The 20,648-nt window shown below is 70.4% G+C and carries 19 protein-coding genes; 10 read left to right on the forward strand and 9 right to left on the reverse strand.

The window, feature by feature from the left end; genetic code table 11:
• The first annotated feature begins 63 nt into the window (after window positions 1-63).
• From DEJ01_RS11160 to DEJ01_RS11170, 3 genes are all read left to right on the forward strand, one after another.
• Window positions 64-822, forward strand: a complete 759-nt coding sequence (locus tag DEJ01_RS11160) for a helix-turn-helix transcriptional regulator (protein ID WP_111047429.1) — start codon at window positions 64-66, stop codon at window positions 820-822.
• Window positions 823-928: 106 nt separating this feature from the next.
• Window positions 929-1,306, forward strand: a complete 378-nt coding sequence (locus tag DEJ01_RS11165; RefSeq protein ID WP_071245963.1) for an ATP-dependent DNA ligase — start codon at window positions 929-931, stop codon at window positions 1,304-1,306.
• A 55-nt stretch (window positions 1,307-1,361) separates the two neighbouring features.
• Window positions 1,362-2,387 carry a glycosyl hydrolase family 18 protein gene (locus DEJ01_RS11170; RefSeq protein ID WP_181437828.1) on the forward strand — a complete coding sequence of 342 codons (1,026 nt, stop codon included), beginning with the start codon at window positions 1,362-1,364 and terminating at the stop codon, window positions 2,385-2,387.
• Window positions 2,388-2,484: 97 nt separating this feature from the next.
• On the opposite strand, the gene DEJ01_RS11175 is transcribed toward DEJ01_RS11170, so the two are convergent.
• The 4 genes from DEJ01_RS11175 to DEJ01_RS11190 form a co-directional block, all read right to left on the reverse strand.
• A complete protein-coding gene (locus tag DEJ01_RS11175) occupies window positions 2,485-4,854 on the reverse strand; it encodes a glycoside hydrolase family 3 N-terminal domain-containing protein (RefSeq protein ID WP_375342383.1) in 2,370 nt (789 codons plus the stop codon).
• A 119-nt stretch (window positions 4,855-4,973) separates the two neighbouring features.
• A complete protein-coding gene (locus DEJ01_RS11180) occupies window positions 4,974-5,855 on the reverse strand; it encodes a carbohydrate ABC transporter permease (RefSeq protein ID WP_017886791.1) in 882 nt (293 codons plus the stop codon).
• Window positions 5,855-6,877 carry a carbohydrate ABC transporter permease gene (locus tag DEJ01_RS11185; protein ID WP_027464452.1) on the reverse strand — a complete coding sequence of 341 codons (1,023 nt, stop codon included), beginning with the start codon at window positions 6,875-6,877 and terminating at the stop codon, window positions 5,855-5,857. Before DEJ01_RS11185 ends, DEJ01_RS11180 begins: the two co-directional genes overlap by 1 nt.
• Window positions 6,878-6,879: 2 nt before the next feature.
• Complete coding sequence (locus DEJ01_RS11190) at window positions 6,880-8,175, reverse strand: ABC transporter substrate-binding protein (protein WP_111093008.1); 1,296 nt, start codon at window positions 8,173-8,175, stop codon at window positions 6,880-6,882.
• A 146-nt stretch (window positions 8,176-8,321) separates the two neighbouring features.
• On the opposite strand from DEJ01_RS11190, the gene DEJ01_RS11195 reads away from it, so the two are divergent.
• Window positions 8,322-9,365, forward strand: coding sequence for a LacI family DNA-binding transcriptional regulator (locus DEJ01_RS11195; protein WP_181433144.1), 1,044 nt, complete (start codon window positions 8,322-8,324; stop codon window positions 9,363-9,365).
• A 13-nt stretch (window positions 9,366-9,378) separates the two neighbouring features.
• On the opposite strand, the gene DEJ01_RS11200 is transcribed toward DEJ01_RS11195, so the two are convergent.
• Window positions 9,379-10,362 carry a helix-turn-helix domain-containing protein gene (locus DEJ01_RS11200; RefSeq protein WP_111039977.1) on the reverse strand — a complete coding sequence of 328 codons (984 nt, stop codon included), beginning with the start codon at window positions 10,360-10,362 and terminating at the stop codon, window positions 9,379-9,381.
• Between the two features lie 121 nt (window positions 10,363-10,483).
• On the opposite strand from DEJ01_RS11200, the gene DEJ01_RS11205 reads away from it, so the two are divergent.
• Window positions 10,484-10,930: a MarR family winged helix-turn-helix transcriptional regulator gene (locus DEJ01_RS11205; RefSeq protein ID WP_111029629.1), complete on the forward strand. Its 447-nt coding sequence runs from the start codon at window positions 10,484-10,486 to the stop codon at window positions 10,928-10,930.
• Window positions 10,931-11,025: 95 nt separating this feature from the next.
• Here the strand turns inward: DEJ01_RS11205 and DEJ01_RS11210 are convergent, their stop codons facing one another.
• The 4 genes from DEJ01_RS11210 to DEJ01_RS11225 all read right to left on the reverse strand — a co-directional run bounded on the left by DEJ01_RS11210 (window position 11,026) and on the right by DEJ01_RS11225 (window position 15,346).
• Entirely contained in the window at window positions 11,026-11,874 is an 849-nt protein-coding gene (locus DEJ01_RS11210) for a carbohydrate ABC transporter permease (protein WP_027464448.1), read from the reverse strand.
• Window positions 11,874-12,842: a carbohydrate ABC transporter permease gene (locus tag DEJ01_RS11215; protein WP_175330840.1), complete on the reverse strand. Its 969-nt coding sequence runs from the start codon at window positions 12,840-12,842 to the stop codon at window positions 11,874-11,876. The genes DEJ01_RS11210 and DEJ01_RS11215 overlap by 1 nt, the downstream gene beginning before the upstream one ends.
• Entirely contained in the window at window positions 12,839-14,158 is a 1,320-nt protein-coding gene (locus DEJ01_RS11220; RefSeq protein WP_111054921.1) for an ABC transporter substrate-binding protein, read from the reverse strand. Before DEJ01_RS11220 ends, DEJ01_RS11215 begins: the two co-directional genes overlap by 4 nt.
• Before the next feature lie 171 nt (window positions 14,159-14,329).
• Window positions 14,330-15,346 (reverse strand): LacI family DNA-binding transcriptional regulator, encoded by a 1,017-nt coding sequence (locus DEJ01_RS11225; protein WP_181437826.1) that lies wholly within the window; start codon window positions 15,344-15,346, stop codon window positions 14,330-14,332.
• 153 nt (window positions 15,347-15,499) lie between these two features.
• Here DEJ01_RS11225 and DEJ01_RS11230 point away from each other — a divergent pair, with 153 nt between their 5' ends.
• From DEJ01_RS11230 to DEJ01_RS11250, 5 genes are all read left to right on the forward strand, one after another.
• On the forward strand, window positions 15,500-16,732 hold the full coding sequence (locus DEJ01_RS11230) for a sugar ABC transporter substrate-binding protein (RefSeq protein ID WP_111024619.1): 1,233 nt from the start codon (window positions 15,500-15,502) through the stop codon (window positions 16,730-16,732).
• A 148-nt stretch (window positions 16,733-16,880) separates the two neighbouring features.
• Window positions 16,881-17,741, forward strand: coding sequence for a carbohydrate ABC transporter permease (locus tag DEJ01_RS11235; protein WP_017886802.1), 861 nt, complete (start codon window positions 16,881-16,883; stop codon window positions 17,739-17,741).
• Window positions 17,738-18,625 (forward strand): carbohydrate ABC transporter permease, encoded by an 888-nt coding sequence (locus tag DEJ01_RS11240; protein WP_111054922.1) that lies wholly within the window; start codon window positions 17,738-17,740, stop codon window positions 18,623-18,625. Before DEJ01_RS11235 ends, DEJ01_RS11240 begins: the two co-directional genes overlap by 4 nt.
• A gap of 46 nt (window positions 18,626-18,671) precedes the next feature.
• Window positions 18,672-19,520, forward strand: a complete 849-nt coding sequence (locus tag DEJ01_RS11245) for a ThuA domain-containing protein (protein WP_111033626.1) — start codon at window positions 18,672-18,674, stop codon at window positions 19,518-19,520.
• A complete protein-coding gene (locus DEJ01_RS11250; protein WP_111054923.1) occupies window positions 19,517-20,620 on the forward strand; it encodes a Gfo/Idh/MocA family protein in 1,104 nt (367 codons plus the stop codon). The genes DEJ01_RS11245 and DEJ01_RS11250 overlap by 4 nt, the downstream gene beginning before the upstream one ends.
• Window positions 20,621-20,648 lie beyond the last annotated feature (28 nt).

A 20,648-nucleotide genomic window follows, 5' to 3' on the forward strand; every position in this document is an offset into this window, starting at 1 on the left:
CGGATAACGGCGGCGTCGTGGCGTCGGAGGCCGATCGGCCCGACCGACTCGTACTCTCCACGTATGGACCAGGCACCGACCACGGCGAGTGGTCCCGAGCACGGCGGAGCACGGCTGTCCCGCACCGTGCACGAGGCGCTGCGGTTCGTGCACGCCCACGCCCGCGAAGCGATCTCCGTACCGGACATCGCCGCCGCCGCACACCTGTCGACCCGCGGCCTGCAGAGCGCGTTCCGGCGGGAGCTGCAGACCTCACCCGCGTCGTACCTGCGCGGGGTGCGGCTCGAGGGCGTCCGCCGGGACCTGCTGTCCATGACACCCGCCGACCGTCGCACCATCGCGGACGTCGCCAGGCACTGGCACTTCAGCAACGCCGGCCGGATGGCGGCCGAGTACCGCGCCGCGTTCGGCACCGCACCGTCGGCGGCGCTCCGGTCGTTCGACCCGGAGGACCCGGACCCCCGCGCCACGTCGGACCTCGCCGGGTCCCCGGGCGAAGGATCACGCTTCCGGATCGTGCTCGACTGCGAGGTGGAGGTCGACGACGCCGACGCGACGTTCGCCAGCGCCCTGCGTCGTGCCCAGGGCGACGACCGCCCCTGGCACGGCTACGACCCCGACGGCAGCACGGCCGACGTCGTCGCGTTCCTGCTGGCGAGCGCCGTCCGCGGGGTCGCCGGAGAGACCTCCGGCATCCGGCTGCGTGCGGTCAACCCGATGATGCGGGCGCCGGACGAGCACGGCGGGTACCCGTCCGCCGAGCTCCCGCCGTGGTCGGCACCGGCCGTCCCGCCGCCGGGCATCGGCCCGGAACGGGACTGATCACGCCGTCGATGGACGGAATGCGCCACACTTCGTGGATCCGCGGGAGGATGGACCCCGCGGGCCCGGCACGTGCGGCGGGCCCCGGCAAACGGAAGGCAGCGCCATGGGCCAGCTCATCTACGACTCGCAACCCCTCGAACTCCGCCTCGACGACCGTGCCCTCACGCACCTGCAGATCGTCATCGTGAACCTCATCCGCCGCGGGGAGAGCTTCGTGTTCTCGTGGAAGGACGACCCCGCCGTCGGGGGCGGCCGCAGCAGCATCTGGATCCACCCGTACTGTGGGCTGCACTTCAAGTTCGCCGGCGGCAAGTCCCCGAGCGTGAACCGCTCGTGGCTCGACGAGCTCTACGCCAGCGCGGCGAGCGGCTCCGGCCTCGTCCTGAGCCCGGAACCGACGGACGCCGAGGGGCCGGTCTCCGCCGACGACGTCGCCGGCGCCCCACCGGCACGACCCACCACGACCATCAGCGCCTCCTGACCGGAGCGCTGACGACGCGCCCCGACCGGGCACGAACGACAGGATGCCCCTCCCCGTGACCACCACCCCGCGTCGACGCCGCTCCGCGCTGCTCGCCGCCGCGCTCACCGCAGGACTCGCACTCGCCGGCTGCACGGCCCCGACCGCCGCCCACGCTGATGGGTTCGACGTGACCGGCTTCCAGCCCGAGAACGCCGACACCGCCCTGGTGGACGCGAACGCCGCCGCGATGGACGTGGTCGGCGTCGACGGGCTGCTGGTGAACCGCACGGGCACGAAGGTCACCGCCCCGTCGCGCGCCGCCAAGGCCCAGCGCAACCGGGCGCACGCCAACGGGCTCACCGCGCAGCTGCTCGTCAGCAACTACTCCGAGGCCGACGGGGACTTCAGCGAGCCGATCGCCCGGAAGCTGCTCACCTCGCCCGCGAACCGCGCCCGGGTCGTCAGGTCGCTCGCCGCCGACGTGGCCATGGGCGGCTGGGAATCGGTCATGATCGACCTCGAGGCGCTGACCCCGGCCGAGAAGCCCGGTCTCACCGCCTTCGCCCGGGAGCTCCGGGCCGCCGTCGGCGACGACGTCCGGCTCGACATCGCCCTGTCCGCGTCGACCACCGCCGCCGGGTACGCCCGCCTCGGCTACGACGTCCGCGCCCTCCGCGCCCCGCTCGACCACCTGACGCTCATGGCCTACGACCAGCACGGCCCCTGGGAGCCGGACGCACCCGGCCCGGTCGGATCGCTCGCGTGGTCGTCGAAGGCCGCCCGTGCACTCGCGACCCTCGCTCCCGCCGACCAGATCGTGCTCGGTGTGGCCGGGTACGGCTACCACTGGAAGGGCACGCGCCCGGCCGGTCAGCTGTCCGACGCCCAGGCCCGGCTCCGGGTCCGGAAGGCGGGCGCGACCGCCCGGTGGGACGCGACGGTCGGCGAGTGGACCGCGACCCTGCCGAGCGGTGAGGTGCTCTGGTGGTCCGACGCACGCTCGCTGCGCGAACGGGTCGCCCTGGCACAGCGGCTCGGCCTGACGGGCGTCGCCGTCTGGTCGCTGGACCTGTCCGACCGGATCGAACCGGTCGGGTGATCCCGACCCGCTGACGGACAGGAGGCGCGGTGCGAGCTCGCACCGCGCCTCCTGTCCGTCACCCGGTCACGCCCAGCGCGCGTGGCCCGTCACCAGGTCAGACGAGCGACCACTCCACCAGACGGGGGTCGTCGAGGGCGACCTCGTGCACCGCGCCCGTCACCGCGACGGTGGCGCGCTCCGTGGCGGTGCCGGGGACGGGGTGTCGGACCGGCCCGTCGCCCGAGGCGACGATCCCACCCGCTGCCACCGGGCCTCCCGGCCGGGACGCCGCCGCGTGCGACGCGACCCAGACCTGCACGTCGCCGGGTTCGACCACCTTGCGCATCCGACGGTCGGTGAACGCGAAGCGCTGCACCGGGACGCGGAAGCGGACCCGCGCGGACTCCCCCGCGGCGAGCGCGACCCGCGCGTAGCCGAGGAGCTGCACCTCGGGCCTGGTGACGCTGCCGTGCACGTCGTGCCCGTAGAGCTGCACGACGTCCTCGCCGGCACGGGACCCGGTGTTCCGGACCGTCACCGACGCGGTGAAGACGCCGTCGGAGCGGACGTCCGGGTCGACGACGAGCTCCTCGTAGGCGAAGTCGGTGTAGCCGAGGCCGAAGCCGAACGGCCGCACCGGCGTCGAGTCGGCGGCCGTGACGTCGGACGGACCGCCGAGCCGCGGGTGCAGGTACGTGAACGGCTGCGCACCGGCGGACCGGGGCAGGGACAGCGGCAGGCGGCCCGAGGGCGAGGCCGCGCCGGTCAGCAGGTCGGCGATCGCCAAACCGCCGCCCTCGCCAGGGAAGAACGCCTGCACGACCGCGGCCGGACGCGGCTGGTCGCCGTCGAGCGCCCAGCCGATCGCGTACGGCCGGCCGGTCAGCAGCACCATCACGGTGGGGGTGCCGGTCGCGACGACGGCCTCGACCAGCTCGCGCTGCACGCCGGGCAGGTCGAGCGACTCGGTGTCGTTGCCCTCGCCGACCGTGCCGCGGCCGAAGAGTCCGGCCTGGTCGCCGACGACGACCACCGCGACGTCCGAGTTGACGGCCACGGCGACCGCGTCGGCGAAGCCGGCCCGGTCGTCGCCCGTGACGGCGCAGCCCGCGGCGAAGCGGACCGCCGACGGGCCGAGGGCCAGGGCGACGGCCTCGCGGACGGTCGGGATCGCGAAGCCGAGCGGCAGGTCGGGGTGCGAGGCGAGCACGTGGTTGGCGAACGAGTAGCAGCCCTGCAGGGCCTCGGCGCGGTCGGCGTTCGGGCCGATGACCGCGACGGAGGCCCCCGGTGCGAGCGGGAGGACGGGGGTGCCGCGAGCGATGCCGCTGTCGGCGCTGCCGCTGTCGGCGCTGCCGCTGTCGTTCGACAGCAGCACGAGCGACTTCGCCGCCAGCTGGCGTGCGAGTGCCTGGTGGAGCGGGGTGTCGAGGTCGATCCCGGTGGGGGCGTCCTCGGCGAACGCGTCCGGTTCGAGCAGGCCGAGCCGCTCCTTCTGCCGGAGCACCCGGAGCACGGCGCGGTCGACGAGTGCCTCGTCCACCTGCCCGCTGCGGACCCGCTCGACCAGCGGCGCGAGGTACGCGTCACCGGTCGGGAGCTCGACGTCGATGCCGGCCTCGAGCGCGAGCGCCGCGGCCTCGCCACGGTCGGCGGCGATGCCGTGCATGACCTCGAGGAACGCCACCGAGAAGTAGTCCGCGACGACGGTCCCGTCGAAGCCGAGCCGGTCGCGGAGCAGGTCGGTGAGCAGCTCGCCGTTCGCCGCGACGGGCACGCCGTCGATCTCGGCGTACGAGTTCATGACGCTCCGGGCGCCGCCGTCGCGCAGCGCCATCTCGAACGGCGGCAGGTACACGTCGGCGACCTCGCGGGCCCCGGCGTGCACGGGGGCGTGGTTGCGCCCCGCCTGCGACGCCGAGTACCCGAGGAAGTGCTTCAGGGTCGCGTCGACCCCGGCCGACTGCAGCCCACGCACGTACGCGGTGCCGACCGTGCCGACCAGGTACGGGTCCTCGGCGATGCACTCGTCGACCCGCCCCCAACGCGGGTCGCGGATCACGTCGAGCACCGGTGCGAGCCCCTGGTGGACGCCGAGCTGGCGCATGGATGCACCGATCGCGGCGCCGACCTGCTCGACGAGTTCCGGGTCGAACGACGCGCCCCACGCCAGCGGAGTCGGGAACGTCGCGGCCTTCCACGCGGCGAGTCCGGTCAGGCACTCCTCGTGGACGAGCGCCGGGATCCCGAGCCGGGTCTCGCGCTGCAGGCGGCGCTGTTCGGCCCAGAGCCAGGCGGCACGCTCGTCGGGTTCGACGGGGCGGGTGCCGTAGACGCGGGTGAACTGCCCGATGCCGTCGCGGGTGATGTCCGCCAGGGTGCTGCCCTGCTGCACGGCCGCCATCTCGCCCTGCATGGGGGCGACGACGCCGTTCTGGTCGAGCCAGTACCCGACGAGCTGCGCGACCTTCTCGTCGAGGGTCATCACGGCGAGCAGGGCGTCGGCGCGGGGTCCGGCGGTGGTCGCGGTCTGCGTCGCGTCCGTCGCGCTGTCGGTCTGGAGGCGCGGGTCGCGTCCGGCGGTCTGCGTCGCGTCCGTCGCGGTCACCCCTTCACCGCCCCGGTCAGGCCGCCGACGATGCGGCGCTGGAAGATCGTGAAGAACACGAGCGCCGGGATCATCGACATCGAGGTGAACGCGAGCACCTTGGCGGTGTCGACGGAGTACTGCGACGAGAACGACTGGACCCCGAGCGGCAGCGTGTACGCGGCCTCGTTGTTCAGGATGAACAGCGGCAGGATGTAGCTGTTCCAGCTGGCGATGAACGCCAGGATGCCGACCGTGACGACGCCGGGCAGCGACAGCGGCACGACCATCCGGAAGAAGAACCCGAGACGGCTCGCTCCGTCGATCGACGCCGCCTCCTCGAGCTCGTCGGGGATCGCCCGCAGGAACGGCACCAGGATGATGACGGTGGTCGGCAGCGCGAACGCGATCTGCGGCAGGATCACGCCGGCCAGGCTGTTCGTCAGACCGAGGTCCTTGACGAGCAGGTACAGCGGGGTGATCGCGACGGTGATCGGGAACATCAGACCCGCGGCGAACAGGGCGTAGAGCGCCCCGCGGCCGGCGAACCGGTAGCGGGCGAGCACGAAGCTCACCATCAGCCCGAGCACGACGACCCCGAGGGTGGTCGTGACGGCGCTGATCGTGGAGTTGCCGAGCTGCTGCCAGAAGATGCCGCTGGACAGCACGGACCCGTAGTTGCCGAACTCGAACGGTGCCGGCAGTCCGGCGGGGCTCGTGGTGATCTGCGAGTTGGTCCGGAAGCCGCCCAGCACGATGTACAGCACGGGTGCCAGGTTGGCGGCGACGAACAGGATCGCGACGACGTAGGTCAGCGGGTTCGCGCGTCCGATCGCGGCACTGGACCGGCGCTCCCGCACGGCCCGGCGCCCGGGGGCGACGATGCTCGTGGTGGCCATCAGTTCTTCCTCTCGGTGAGTGCACCCGCGGTGTCGCGGCGGAGCACGAAGCGCTGGTAGATCAGGGCGACCACGAGCGAGATCACGAACATCACGACCGCGACGGCGCTGCCGAAGCCGAAGTTGCCCGAGGTCCGGCCGTTGGCGACCATGTACGTCGCCATCGTCGAGGTGCCCGCGGTCGACGCGATGTACTGCCCCCAGATGATGTAGACGAGGTCGAACAGCTGCAGCGAGCCGATGATCGACAGGAACGCCCAGATGCGGATCGTCGGACCGAGCAGCGGCAGCGTGATGCGCCGCTGGATCTGCCAGTAGCCGGCGCCGTCGATGGCGGCGGCCTCGAACAGTTCCTCGGGGATGCTCTGCAGGCCTGCGAGGAACAGGATCACCGCGAAGCCGATGTACTTCCACGAGATGATCACGAGCAGCGTCCAGATGGCGATGTCGGGGTTCGACAGCCAGTCCGCACGGAGTCCGCCCAGGCCGATGCTCTGGAACAGGTCGTTCACGGCGCCGTTCGACTGGAGCATCAGGCTCCACCCGGTGCCGACGATCACCTCGGAGATGACGTACGGCACGAAGACGAGCACGCGGACGAGTCCGCGGCCGTGCATCTTCTGGTTGAGCAGCAGTGCGAGCACGATCGCGATCGGCCCCTGCAGCACCAGCGAGAGCACGACGATGAAGCCGTTGTGCATCAGGACCGCGTGGAACGCCTTGTCCTGGAAGATGATCAGGTAGTTCTGCAGCCCGACGAAGTCGGTGGGCGGGCCGTAGCCCTGCCACTTGAAGAACCCGTAGTAGGCGGCGAGCGCCACGGGCAGGATCACGAACGTGACGAAGACGATGACCGCGGGTCCGGCGAGGACCGCGATCTCGACGCGCTTCCGCCAGTCCGCGATGCGGCGCTTGGTCCGCCGACCGGCGGGGAGCGGCGAACCGCTCCCCGCCGGGGACGTCCCCGCGGCCGTGTCCGACCCGGTGGTCGGAGTCGTACCGAGCGAGGTGTCGAGGGTCATGCTCAGCCCTTGGCCGCAGCCTGGTTGGTGGTCTCGACGATGTCCTTCGCGTCACCCTTGCCGGCGAGCAGGTCGACGACGCTGGTGTTCAGCGCGTTGCCGACGTTCTGGCCGTACAGGGTGTCGAGGTACTGCGAGACGAACGGGGCGTCCTGGTAGGCGGCCAGGGCCGACTTCAGGTAGTCCGAGTCGACGACCGACTGGGCGTCCTTGTTCACCGGGATGGCGTTGAAGGCCTTGTAGTACGCCTCCTGGTTGTCCTTCTGCACGATGAAGTTCAGGAAGTCGGTGCACGCCTTCTTCGGGGCCTGTGCGGAGCAGGAGTTGCCGTCGACACCACCCATCATCGACTTCGGGTCACCCTTGCCACCGTCGGTCGCGGGGAACGGGAACCAGCCGAGGTCGGGCAGCGGCTTGGCGTCCGGCGTCAGCGACGCGATCACGCCCGGGTCCCACGCACCCATGAGCTCCATGGCGGCCTTGTGGTTGGCGAGGAGACCGGCGGAGCTGCCGGCGCCTTGCTGTGCGGCGGTGGTCAGGAAGCCGTTGTTGAAGGGCTTGGTGGCGTTGAAGTCCTCGAGCTGCTCGCCGGCCTTCGTCCAGCAGGCGTTGTCGAACTTCAGGGACTTCGCCGTGTCCTCGAGGGTCTTCTGGCTGCACTCGCGGAGCGCGAAGTTGTAGTACCAGTGAGCGGCCGGCCAGGCGTCCTTCGCGCCGACGGCGACCGGGTCGATGTCCTTGGCCTTGAGCTTCGTGATCGCGTCGTTCAGCTCGTCCATGGTCGTGGGCGTGCCCTCGATGCCGGCTTCCTTGAACAGGTCCTTCGAGTACCAGATGCCCTCGGGGAGCACCGCGCCCGGCATGGCGTAGGTCTTGCCGTCCTTCTCGTACCCGGCGAACGTGCCCGCGCTGATGGACTTCTTCGCGTCGGCGCTGATGGAGTCGGAGATGTCCATGAGCTGCCCGGCAGCGATCATCGCGTCCATCTTGCCGCCGCCGCGCTGCAGGAACACGTCGGGGGCGTCGCCGGAGTTGAGGGCGGTCTGGAGCTTGCCGTCCAGGTCCTCGTTCTGGATCGCCTGGGTCTTGATGGTGACGTTCGGGTACTTCTCCTCGAACGCCTTGACCGTCGAGGCCCAGTAGGCCTTGCCCGGTCCGGTGGTCGAGTTGTGCCAGAAGGTCATCGTGACCTTCCCGCCGTCCTCGGAGGCATCGCTGCCCGCCGAGCACCCACTGGCCACCAGTGCTGTGGCCCCGATCAGCGCGATGGCTGCCGCGGCACGGATCTTCCTCGTCATCGTGGAACTCCTGAAGTGTCGTCGTTGACATGCGCGACATCGACTGCCGCTGCGGAGAGCATGCCTGCTGCTCCAGGTCCATGTCAATCGATATCGATAACGTTTTCTTTACCGATGACATGGTGCCGCAGCGGTACGGTGTGCACATGGACTCGGCACTCGGCGCGCGTCCCGGTGCCGGCCGGGTGACGATCGGCGACGTGGCGCGGGTGGCCGGGGTCTCGATCCCGACGGTGTCCAAGGTGATCAACCAGCGGGACGGGGTCGCACCCGCCACGATGCTCCGCGTGCAGCAGGTGGTCGACGACCTGGGGTACGAGACGTCGCTGGTCGCCCGGAGCCTGCGGAGTTCGCGGACCGGGGTCGTCGGCATCCTGGTGCCCGAGTTCGAGCCGTTCTCGACCGAGCTGCTCCGCGGCATCTCGCGGGCGGCCACCGGCACCGGCTACGAGCTCCTCGCCTACGCCGGCCTGATGACCGGCGCCGACCGACCCGGGTGGGAGCGCCGGTCGCTGTCCCGCCTGTCCGGCACCCTGATCGACGGCGCGATCGTCGTCACCCCGACCACGGCACTGTCGAGCTCGTCGATCCCCGTCGTGGCGATCGACCCGCACACCGGGCCGGAGGGGCACGCCACCGTCGACGCGGACAACGAGGCCGGCGCGGTGCAGGCCGTCGAACACCTGCTGTCCCTCGGGCACACCCGCATCGCGCACCTGCAGGGACGCGCCGACCTGGCCTCCGCCCAGCTGCGCGCGGCCGGGTACCGCTCGGCCCTGACCGCCGCGGGCATCACGGTCGACGAGTGCCTGCTGCGTGACGGCGGCTACCAGGAGGACCAGTCCGCGGCCGTCGCCCGCGAGCTCCTGACCCTCGCCGACCGCCCCACCGCGGTGTTCGCCGCGAACGACTCGTCGGCGATCGGTGTTCTCCGCGCCGCGGCCGAGGTCGGGCTCCGCGTCCCCCAGGACCTGTCCGTCGTGGGCTTCGACGACGTGCCGCAAGCGTCCACCACGACCCCGCCGCTCACCACGGTGTCGCAGCCGCTCGCCGAACTCGGGTCGCACGCCGTGCAGATGCTCCTGACGATGCTCCGTGGCGAACCGACCACGGACCACGTCCGGCTCCCCACGACCCTGCGGGTTCGGGCAAGCACGGGCCCCGCGCCGAGGCCGACGCCCGGCCGCTGAGCACCCGCCGCCGTCAGCGGCGCAGGGTCTGCTTCGGGTACTCGCCGAACCGGGCCGCGTAGGCCGCCGAGAACCGGCCGAGGTGGGCGAACCCCCAGCGGCGGGCGACGTCGCCGACGACCCCGGCCTGCGGGTCAAGCTCGAGCAGTTCGCCGCGTACGCGGTCGAGCCGGACCTCGCGCAGGTACGTCAGCGGCGACACGTCGAAGACCCGGCGGAACGACTCCTGCACAGACCGCACGCTCAGGCCGGCGACCTCGGACAGCTCCTGGACCGTGACCGGCTCGGCAGCGTGCGCGTGGATGTACTCCACCGCTGCCCGCAGCCGGGCGTTCCGGGGCAGGCCGAGCACCGCAGGCAGGTCGTCGGCCTGCGGCGGGAAGGTGTCCAGGAACGCGGTGGCGGCCGACCGCTTGGCCGCGTGCCACGCGTCCGAGTCGGGGCCCTCGGCGCGAAGTGCCCGGGACAACGCCACGAGCGCCCCCTGCCAGCGCTCGGCGGTCTCCGGTTCCGGCATGCGGGTCGGGTCGAACCGCAGCGGTGCCGCTTCGACCTCCAGGTGCTCGAACGCGACGCGGTGCACGTACTCCCGCCCGAAGTGCACCAGGCGCTGGTCGTGATCCTCGGCCGTGAACACGAAGTCGTCCTCGGGCGGCAGGAGCACGGGGACGTCCCGGCGCAACTCCATCCGGACGCGCCCGGAGTCCAGGTGCGCGGTCCCGCTGGTGATCCACGTCACCACGTAGTCGGCACCGACGGGCACCGAGCCGCGCACGGCACCGCGGAGCTGCGAGCGCCGGATGCTCACGTCGGAGTCGCCGACAGCCGTGTACCGGTACGAGAAGTCCTCGTCGATGCGCCGGACGGACCACCGATCGGCGCCGTGGACGGCGGCGAGGTCGCGCTCGGCCGAGTCGGGGTCCCCGCCGGAGACCTCGAAACGGACCGGTTCCCCGGCGGGTGCAGCGGACTGTGGACTCGGGACGGGGTCAGCCACGGTGCCCCGCTCCCGATGCCGTCACCCGCACCGTTCCACGCTCCGCGTTATGTGGATACGCTGGTGCGGTGACTGCGGCGTATCGTGACCCGGACGAGACCCGTGCAGAGGGGACGTTGTCGTGAGCGATGTCGACCTGAACGCGGCGCTGACCCGGCTCGAGGCCGCGGTCTCCGAACTGCGCGGTCGACTGCGCGACGAGCTCGGCGTCTCCGGCGGCGACCTGACGCTGCTGCAGTTCGTCTCGCGTGCCGAGGAAGCAGGTCGGACGGTGCGCGTGAAGGACCTGTCGAAGCACCTGGGACTCACCGGCCCGGCGGTCACCGGCATGGTGGACCGCCTCGAGCACAGCGGACACCTCAGCCGTGTCCCGAACCCCGACGACGGCCGCAGCCGGTACATCGAGCTGACCGATGCTGCCCGCCGCGACTACGCGCGCGCGATGGACGGCACGAACAAGCACCTGCACGACCTGATGGCCTCCTTCTCGGAACGGGAGCGGGCCAGGTTCGTGCGGATCATCGACCGCATCGTCGCAGCCGTCGATCTCGGCGCACCGAGCCCCTGACGGCAGGGTACGGGCGGTCAGGACGGCGCTCGGACGAATGTCCAGCATGCGCAGCTAGGTAAGTTCTCTACCTATCTCCGCATGCCGGACACCCGTCACCCCTTGACGGCTCCGGAGGTCAGACCGGACACGATCGAGCGGCGGAACACCAGCACCAGGATGACGATCGGCACCGTCGCAGCGACGCTCGCGGCGAAGATCTGCGCGAACGGCACCGTGAACTGCGTCCCGAAGAGCGCGATGCCGACCGGGATCGTCCGGAACGAGTTCTCGCTGTTGAACGTCAGGGCCATCAGGAACTCACTCCACGAGGCCGTGAAGGTGAAGACGCCGACCGTGAACAGGCCCGGCTTCGCCATCGGCAGGATCACCGACAGCACGGTCCGCCACGCCCCGGCCCCGTCGATCTCGGACGCCTCCTCGATCGTCGACGGGATCCCCTGCAGGTAGTTCCGCATGATCCAGATGGCGAACGGCAGGTTGAACGCCACGTACGGCACGATCAGACCCGGGTACGAGTTGAGCAGCCCGAGGTTGCGCTCGAGCAGGTACAGCGGCGTCAGCACCGCGATCGCCGGGAACACCGACAGCATGAGCAGCGAGGTCATGATCGCCGTCCGTCCCCGGATGAACCGGCCGGCCAGGGCGTACCCGGCGAGGAACGCCAGCGCGAGCACGATCACCGTGGTCGACACCGACACGATGACGCTGTTCACCATGTACTGGCCGAGCGCGTTGTCGCGGAAGGCCACCACGAAGTTGTCGAAGGTGAACGACTGCGGCCAGACGGTAGGCGGCGACTGCCCGATCTCGGACGCCGGCTTGAGCGACGTCGTGACGAGCCAGTAGAGCGGCAGCGCGGTGAGCACCGCGATGACGACACCGCTGACGTTGACGGTGTTGACCCACTTGCGCCAACCCTTGCGCACACGTTGACGGGGCATCAGTCGTCCCCTCCCTTCGCCTGGTTCCGGAACGCCCGGAGGAACAGCAGACACCCGGCCGCGACGATGACCGCGGTGGAGGTCGCGATCGCCGCGCCCGGTCCGATGTTGATGTCCTGGAAGAGCACCTTGTACCCCATGATCGCGAGCGACTGGGTGGCGGTGCCCGGCCCGCCGTTCGTCAGCACGAACGGCAGGTCGAAGACGCCGAACGCCTGCAGGATGCGGAACAGCACCGCGATCGTCAGGGTCGGGGTGAGCTGCGGCAGCACCACGCGCCAGAACGTCTGCCAGGTGCTCGCGCCGTCGAGCTCGGCGGCCTCGTAGTGGTCTTCCGAGATCTGCACGAGCCCGGCGAGCAGGATGATCGCGACGAACGGCGTCGTCTTCCAGATGTCCGCGACCATCAGCCCGGTGATCGCGGGCACCGGTTCGCCGAGGATCACCGGAGCGTCCCCGAACAACCCGAAGAACCACGTCGCGACGCCGTAGGTGCTGTCGTAGATGTACTTCCACAGCTGCGCGTTGACGATGGTCACGAGCGACCACGGGATGAGCATGAGCGCGAGCATCCAGCCGCGGGTGGCCCCGAGCCGCTCGAGCACCAGTGCGACGAGCATGCCGAGCACGAGCTCGACCGACACCGTCACCACCGTGTAGAGCACGGTGAAGCCCAGCGCCCGGTACCAGTCGGCGCTCTGCAGCAGGGCCGCGTAGTTGTCGAACCCGAACGACTGGATCGTGAAGCCCTCGTAGCCGACCTCGACGTCCGCGAAGCTCAGGACGACCGAGTACACGACCGGGAAGATCGTCACCGCTGCGACCACCAGGAGCGCCGGGGCCGCGAAGCCCCACGCGCCCCGCGAGCGGATGCGGTCGAGACGCGACCGCCCCGAAGGCCGGGGCGGCGGATCGACGCGACCCGTGCCTCCAGGCCGTGCCGGTCGTGTCGCCGTGCCGGCGCTCACAGCGCTGCTCCCTGCAGGGCGAGCGAGATGGCGGAGGCCATCGCGCTGGTGCCACCGTCGACGGACGCCTGCCCGCCGAGGATGCTGTTGCCGTTCTGGTAGACGCCCTGCGAGACCTTCGGGTAGTAGGCCGTCGAGGTCGGGCGGGGCACGAGCGTGATGCCCGCCGCCGTGTCGTAGGTCGGGCGCTTCTGCCGCTTCGCGTCCTCGCTCACGAGCGAGGCGCTTCGGGCCGGCAGGACCCCGCCCTCGCGGGTCAGGAACTGCTGCGCGGTCTCGCTCGACATCCAGCGCGCGAAGGTCAGTGCCGCCGCGGGCTCCTGGGTGTGCGGGTTGATGTAGTTCCCCCACCCACCGATCGTCGAGTGGTGCTCGTCCATGCCGTCGAACGTCGGCCGGGCGGCGAGCCCCACCTTGCCGGCGACCTGGCTGTCCGGGCCGTTCGCGATCCCCCACGCGTACGACCAGTTGCGGAGGAACGCCGCGCGGCCGCCGGAGAAGGCGTCGTTGGTGTCCTGCTCCTGGTACGTCAGGGTGGCCCGTGGCGACGCTCCCGACGTGACCAGCGACCGCATGAACTCGAACGCGCGCTTGGTCTCGGAGCTCGTCGTCTCGGGCTTCGTGAGGTCGTCGTTGAGCAGCGACCCGCCCGCGTCGGCGACGAACTCGGTGACGTTGCAGGTCAGTCCCTCGTACACGTCGCCCTGGAACGCGAACCCGTACGACACGTCGCCGGTGTCGACGAGCTTCGCGGCGGTCTCGCGCACTTCCTCCCACGATCCCGGCACCTGCAGGGAGTGCTTCGCGAGCAGGTCCTTCCGGTACAGGAAGAACGACTCGTCGATGTAGAGCGGGAACATGTAGTAGGTTCCGTCGACGCTCGCCGCCAGCCGCAGGCCCTCGGGGAACTGGTCGAAGAAGTGCTCGCCGACGAGCTGGTTCACGGGGGTCGCGAGCTTGTTCTTCGCGAACTGCCCGGGCCAGGCGACGTCGCCCAGGTAGACGTCCGGCGTGCTGCTGCCGGCCGCGATCTGGGTCGTCAGGCTGGTGCGGTTCGTGTCGGTGTCGCTCGGGGCACTGACGATCCGGACGCGGATGTTCGGGTGCTCCTTCTGGAACTCCGCGATGAGCCGGCGGCGCAGGTCACCGCCGTCCTTCGAGGCGACCTGGCCGGCCCACCAGCTGATCGTCGCCTCGCCCTCGGGCGGTTCGGTGGGCCAGTCCTCGACGCGCGTGCGCTCGGGTCGGGTGGAGCAGCCGGCGAGCAGCAGCACCCCCGCTCCCCCGAGCATGAACGTCCTCCGGTCGATTGCCATCCGTCCTCCTCGACGTGTGGTGCTGCGAACCTGTGCATCCACACAACCAGGCGGAGCCTGGTCTGTCCGCCAGGCGGCGGCGGGTGGTGCCGCGCTTTCGCGGTGGACGACAGTTCACGTGTTCGCGGCCCCGCGAACTGTCGCTCAGCCCGAAACGTGGCCGGCGGGTGGTCAGGCCGGGGCGGGGGCCGTGGACTCGGCGATCCGCAGCGTGCACGGCAGCAGGAAGTGCGGCAGGTCCTCGGAGGTGCCATCGAGCTGCTCGATGAGGGCGTCGGCGGCCCGCACACCGAGCTCCGGGCCCGGAGCGACCATCGTCGACAGCCGCGGGTAGTGCTGGTCCGCGTTCGCCTCGGACGACGCGATGCTGAGCACCGAGACGTCCTCGGGGACCCGCCGCCCAGCGGTGTAGAGCCCGACCAGGACGCCGGCGGACGAGTCGTCCTTCATGACGAGCACGGCGGTGACGTCGGGGTCCGCCGCGAGCAGGTCACTCGTGGCCTGCCGCCCGCCGTCACTGCCGGGCCCAGCCGTGACGATCGTCCCGGTCAGTCCGCGCTCGACCATCGCCTGCCGGAACGTCGAATCGACGCGCAGGTGCGGTGCGTAGCCGGCCATCGGGGTGCCCTCGAGGTCCTCGAGGACGAGCCCGAACCGCCGGTGCCCGAGGGCCTGGAGGTGGTCGAGGCTGTCCTCGATCGTCGTCTCGAAGTCGATGTCGACGAAGGGCAGCCCGCTGCTGTCACGGGTCCGGCCGATCAGGGTGAACGGCACGTCCAGGTCGGTGAGGACGGCGACGCGAGGGTCGTCCATCCGCACCTCCATCAGGATGACGCCGTCCACGAGCCCGCCGGACACGAGGTCGTCGAGGTCGTCTCCCGCGGGGTCCACGGGCCAGAGCACGAGGTGGTACCCCCGCTCGGACGCACGCTCCGCCGCGCTCATGAAGAACTGCGAGGTGGTCGGGCTGAAGCGGTTGCCGGTGGTCGGGAACAGCAGTGCGATGATCCGAGTCCGCCGGCTCGCGAGCGCACGGGCGACGACGTTGCCGCGGAACTTCAGCTCGCGCATCGCGGTCCGCACCCGCGCCGTGGTTCCGGGGGTCACGTACTTCGTCCCGTTCACCACGAAGGACACGGTGGCGATCGAGACCCCCGCCCGATCGGCGACCTGCTGCATCGTGGCCATGCCGCCGATCCTAGCGCTCGTCAAGTCAGAAAAGCGCTTTACAGGTGAAGCGCTTATCTGTTAGCTTCTCGCCCCAGGAGCACAGCGACGATGACGTCAGCGGCCTCGTCGATGCGTGCCTGTCCCAGCATCCGTCAAGAGAAGAGCTCTGCAATGAAGCAAAGATTCCCCTCCCAGTCGCGCCGGACCCGCGCCCTCGTCGGCGCCGTCGCCGTGCTCGCCACGGTCCCCCTGGTCCTGTCCGGGTGCTCCGGCTCCGGCTCGGCCTCGTCGGGCGGCAGCAAGGCCCTGACGATCGAGGACTACTACGACGCGAACTACAACCCGGTCTACAAGCAGTGCGCCAAGGAGGTCGGCGCGACGGTCACGATCAACCACGTCGCCGGTGCCGGCCTGATCTCGAAGGTGCTGCAGCAGGCGTCGTCGAAGACGTTGCCCGACGTCCTCATGCTCGACAACCCCGACGTGCAGCAGATCGCCTCGTCTGGTGCGCTGTCCGACCTGTCGGCCTACGGGCTCGACGCCGACGGCGACGTCCCCGGCGTGAAGGCGGCGAGCACCTACAAGGGCAAGCTCTACGGCCTGCAGTCGAACACGAACTCCATCGCGCTCTACTACAACAAGAAGCTGCTTTCGGACGCCGGTGTCCAGCCGCCCAAGACGTGGGACGAACTCAAGGCCGCCGCGAAGAAGCTCACCAAGGGTTCGACCTACGGCTTCGCGATGAGCAACATCAACACGTACGAGGGCACCTGGCAGTTCCTGCCCTTCTTCTGGTCGAACGGTGGTGACGAGAAGAACATCGCCACCGCGGACGCCACCCAGGCCCTGCAGCTCGTCGAGGATCTGCAGGACGACGGCTCGATGTCCAAGAGCTCGATCAACTGGGCCCAGGCGGACGTCAACAACCAGTTCCTGGCCGGCAAGGCCGCGATGATGATCAACGGCCCCTGGCAGCTCCCGGCGCTCAACGAGAAGAAGAGCCTCGAGTTCGACAGCGTGCCGATCCCGACACGCACCGGCGAGGCCACGGTCGCACCGCTCGGCGGCGAGGCCTTCACCGTCCCGCAGACCGGCGACAAGGACAAGATGCAGCTCGCCGGCAAGTTCGTCGGCTGCCTGCACACCCAGAAGATGCAGAAGGCCCTGTCCGAGGTGAGCGGCAACGTGCCGACGAACCTCGAGGCCGGCGCCGCGTGGGCGAAGGACCACCCGCAGGTCGCGTCCTTCGTGACCACGGTGCAGACCGCTCGCGCCCGCACCGGTGAGCTCGGACCCGACTGGCCCAAGGCCGCCACGAAGATCTACACCGCCGTCCAGCTCGCCCTCACCGGCAAGGCCAGCCCCGAGGCAGCGCTCAAGCAGGCGCAGTCCCAAGAGCAGTAGTCCACGGGGAGCCGGCCGACCGGTCGGCTCCCTCCGGCGACGAGGAAAGGACCCCGGCGTGAGCGCCTCGACACAGACACGACCACGGACGATCCCGCCCGTGACGACACCACGACCCGGGCAACGACGAGCCCGGTTCCGATCCGGCGTGACCCGATGGCTCTTCGTGGTGCCAGCGGCGGTCTTCGTGGCCGTCTTCTTCGGCTACCCGGTGGTGAAGAACATCGTCATGTCCTTCCAGGACTACACGACGGCGACCTTCTTCACCGGCGAGGCCCCCTGGGTGGGACTCGCCAACTACATCTCGGTGTTCCAGAGCTCGGTCTTCACGACGAGCCTCGTGAACACCGCATTGTTCACGGCGGGCTCGATCATCCTGCAGTTCGTCATCGGGCTGAGCCTGGCGCTGTTCTTCCGCCGACACTTCCCGCTGTCGGGCTTCCTGCGGGGGCTCCTGCTCCTGCCGTGGCTCCTGCCGCTCATCGCGTCGAGCGCGGTGTGGAAGTGGCTGCTCGACCAGGACAGCGGCGCGCTCAACCAGCTCCTCGGAGTGGTGGGCATCGCCCCCGTGCCGTGGCTGGTCAGCCCGAGCCTGGCGCTCATCGCCGTGATCGGCGTCAACGTCTGGCTCGGCATCCCGTTCAACACGACGATCCTGTACAGCGGTCTGCAGTCCGTGCCCCCGGAGCTCTACGAGGCCGGCTCGCTCGACGGCGCCACCGGGTTCAAGGCGTTCTGGTACATCACGTGGCCGAGCATCCGGTCGGTGGTCAGCGTCGTGATCGTGCTCGGGGTCGTCTACACGTTGAAGGTCGTGGACATCATCCTCGGCCTGACCGGCGGCGGCCCGGCGAACTCGACCCAGACCCTGGCCACGAACGCCTACCACCAGTCGTTCATCAACTTCCAGTTCGGCATCGGAGCCGCGGTCAGCAACGTGCTGATCGTCGTCTCGTTCGTCTTCGCGATGGTCTACATCGCGATCTCACGGAAGGCGGTCGACGAATGAGCGTCGGACTCGCGAACCAGACCGTCACCGCCACCCGCGCGATCACGACCAAGAGCGCCCGTGCTCCCCGGCCACGCGGTTCGGCCAAGGGCGTCCCGTTCACGATCCTCGGCTGCGTGTTCCTCGCGATCATGGTGTTCCCCGTCTACTGGATGGTGAACACCAGCCTGCAGGCGACGTCCGGGGCCGCCACGGCGACGTGGTTCCCGTTCTCCCCCACCTTCGCCGGGTACCAGGCCGCGTTCGCCCAGCAGGGGCAGAACTTCGTGTCGAGCATGATCATCGGACTCGGTACCGTCCTGCTGACGCTGGCCATCGCGACACCCGCCGCGTACGGGCTCGCACGGTTCCGGATGCGCGGCGGCCGGGTGTTCCTGCTCGTGCTGCTGATCACCCAGATGATCCCGGCGATCGTCATCGCGAACGCGCTGTACACGCTGTTCAACAACATCGGGCTGCTCAACAGCTACGTCGGCCTGATCCTGGCCGACAGCGCGGTCCAGGTGCCCTTCGCCATCCTGCTCATGCGGGCGTTCATGGAGTCAATCCCGCCGAGCCTGGTCGAGGCCGCACTGGTCGACGGCGCCAGCGACTTCCGGGCGTTCGTGTCGATCGTCGTGCCGATCAGCCGGAACGCCATCGTCACCGCGGCGCTCTTCACCTTCCTCGGCGCGTGGGGCGACTTCCTCATCGCACTGACCCTGACGTCGACGACCGCGGTCCGACCGATCACGCTCGGCATCTACAACTACATCGGGTCGAACGTCACCGACTGGGGGCCCGTCATGGCGACCTCGGTGCTGGCGTCCCTGCCCGCTGCTGTCCTGCTCATCTTCGCGCAGAAGTACATCTCCGCTGGTGCCCTCGGCGGTGCCGTCAAGTGACGGCACCGGACCGACGCCGCCACGCATCCCCCGAAAGGCACACACCATGACCACCACCCCGCTCCGCATCACCGTCTGGGGCGAGAACGTCCACGAACAGGTCGAGCAGCACGTCGCCGAGCGGTACCCCGACGGCATGCACGGCGCGATCGCGGACGGCATCCGCGAGCACCTGCCCGAGGCCGTCGTCCGGACCGCCACCATGCAGGAGCCCGAGCACGGCCTCACCGACGAGGTCCTCGCGAACACCGACGTCCTCACCTGGTGGGGGCACGCCGCACACCAGGACGTCGACGACGCCGTGGTCGACCGCGTGCACAAGCACGTGCTCTCCGGCATGGGGCTGCTCGTCCTGCACTCCGGGCACTGGTCGAAGATCTTCGGCAAGCTGATGGGCACCACCTGCACCCTCCGCTGGCGCAGCGAGCACGACCAGGAGCTCGTCTGGACCGTCAACCCGCAGCACCCGATCACCCGCGGGGTGCCGAACCCGATCGTCATCCCCGAGCAGGAGATGTACGGCGAGTACTTCGACGTCCCGACGCCCGACGAGCTCGTGTTCATCTCGGGCTTCACGGGCGGCGAGGTGTTCCGGAGCGGCATGACGTACCGCCGCGGCCTCGGGAAGATCTTCTACTTCTCCCCCGGTGACCAGGACTTCCCCGTCTACCACCACCCGGACGTCCGCCGCGTGATCGCGAACGGCGCCGAGTGGGCCCGGCCCGAGCGGGAGCGGGAGATCCCGACACTCCGCCGCTACGACCTGGGCGAGTACTTCGACGGGCAGCACTACCGCGGCCCGTTCGACGACGCCGAGCCCGAGACCGCCGAGCCGGCAGCCAGCGAGCCGGCGGCCAGCGAGCAGGCAGCCGAGCGCGACGGGGCGCAGGCGTGAGCCCCCTCCGCGTCCTGCAGGTCGGCGCCGGCGGGATGGGGCGGGCCTGGCTCGCCACCGTCGCCGCCGACCCCGAGGTCGAGCTGGTCGGCATCGTCGACCTCGACCTCGACGCCGCACGCGCCGGGGCGGAGCACGCCGGCGACCCGTCGATCCCGGTCGGCACGGACCTGACCGCGCTGGCCGCCGAGACCGGTGCCGAGGCCGTCCTCGACATCACCGTGCCGGTCGCGCACCACCCGGTCACCCTGCAGGCGCTCCGTGCCGGGCTCCCCGTGCTCGGCGAGAAACCAGCCGCGCAGACCGTCGCCGAGGCGCTCTCGCTCGCCGCCGCCGCCGAGGCCACCGGCAAGCTGTTCATGGTGTCGCAGTCCCGTCGGTACAACGACCAGCTCGTCGCGTTCCGGCAGCACGTCCGCGACCTCGGTGCGGTGGGCGGGCTGAGCACCCGATTCGCGAAGGCGCCGCACTTCGGTGGGTTCCGCGAGGAGATGGACGACGTCCTGCTGCTCGACATGGCCATCCACGCCTTCGACTCCGCCCGGTACGTGCTCGAACGCGACCCGGTGTCGGTGTACTGCGAGTCGTGGAACCCGTCGTGGTCCTGGTACCGGGGCGACGCGGCCGCCGCAGCCGTCTTCACGTTCGAGGACGACGTCCGCTACGTCTACGACGGCTCGTGGTGCGCGCCGGGTGCCGAGACCTCGTGGAACGGCGACTGGCGTGCCTCCGGAGCGGCCGGCACGGCGCTCTGGGACGGCGACCACGACCCGTCGAGCGACCTCGACGGCACTCCCGGTTCCCCTGCCGCTGCGCCGTCGGTCGGGCACGAGATCGCCGGGTCGCTGGCGTCCTTCGTCCGGGCGGTCCGCTCCGGCGAGGTGCCGGACGGCGAGGTGCACGGCAACGTGATGAGCCTGACCATGGTCGATGCGGCCATCACGTCGGCGCGCAGCGGGCGCCGGGTCGTCATCGACGAGGTGCTCGAACAGGCGCACCGGGACGCCCTGGCCGCCGAGCAGGACGACGCGATCCGCGACCGCCTGGCCGGGTGGGAGTCGGTCCGCGGCGCCCTGCGCGAGCGCCTGCCCGCGTCCTGAGACGCGACCGCAGGACGGACGGGAGGCC

Origin of the sequence: Curtobacterium sp. MCLR17_040 (assembly GCF_003234735.1) — a bacterium.
GTDB classification, from domain to species: Bacteria; Actinomycetota; Actinomycetes; order Actinomycetales; family Microbacteriaceae; genus Curtobacterium; species Curtobacterium flaccumfaciens.

Coding starts and splice junctions, on each gene's coding strand:
- DEJ01_RS11225 (WP_181437826.1), bottom strand. CDS start 15,346: ATGGCCACGATGCAGCAGGTCGCCGATCGGGCGGGGGTCTCGATCGCC.
- DEJ01_RS11195 (WP_181433144.1), top strand. CDS start 8,322: ATGGACTCGGCACTCGGCGCGCGTCCCGGTGCCGGCCGGGTGACGATC.
- DEJ01_RS11165 (WP_071245963.1), top strand. CDS start 929: ATGGGCCAGCTCATCTACGACTCGCAACCCCTCGAACTCCGCCTCGAC.
- DEJ01_RS11230 (WP_111024619.1), top strand. CDS start 15,500: ATGAAGCAAAGATTCCCCTCCCAGTCGCGCCGGACCCGCGCCCTCGTC.
- DEJ01_RS11175 (WP_375342383.1), bottom strand. CDS start 4,854: ATGACCCTCGACGAGAAGGTCGCGCAGCTCGTCGGGTACTGGCTCGAC.
- DEJ01_RS11210 (WP_027464448.1), bottom strand. CDS start 11,874: ATGCCCCGTCAACGTGTGCGCAAGGGTTGGCGCAAGTGGGTCAACACC.
- DEJ01_RS11185 (WP_027464452.1), bottom strand. CDS start 6,877: ATGACCCTCGACACCTCGCTCGGTACGACTCCGACCACCGGGTCGGAC.
- DEJ01_RS11180 (WP_017886791.1), bottom strand. CDS start 5,855: ATGGCCACCACGAGCATCGTCGCCCCCGGGCGCCGGGCCGTGCGGGAG.
- DEJ01_RS11240 (WP_111054922.1), top strand. CDS start 17,738: ATGAGCGTCGGACTCGCGAACCAGACCGTCACCGCCACCCGCGCGATC.
- DEJ01_RS11245 (WP_111033626.1), top strand. CDS start 18,672: ATGACCACCACCCCGCTCCGCATCACCGTCTGGGGCGAGAACGTCCAC.
- DEJ01_RS11160 (WP_111047429.1), top strand. CDS start 64: ATGGACCAGGCACCGACCACGGCGAGTGGTCCCGAGCACGGCGGAGCA.
- DEJ01_RS11220 (WP_111054921.1), bottom strand. CDS start 14,158: ATGGCAATCGACCGGAGGACGTTCATGCTCGGGGGAGCGGGGGTGCTG.
- DEJ01_RS11190 (WP_111093008.1), bottom strand. CDS start 8,175: ATGACGAGGAAGATCCGTGCCGCGGCAGCCATCGCGCTGATCGGGGCC.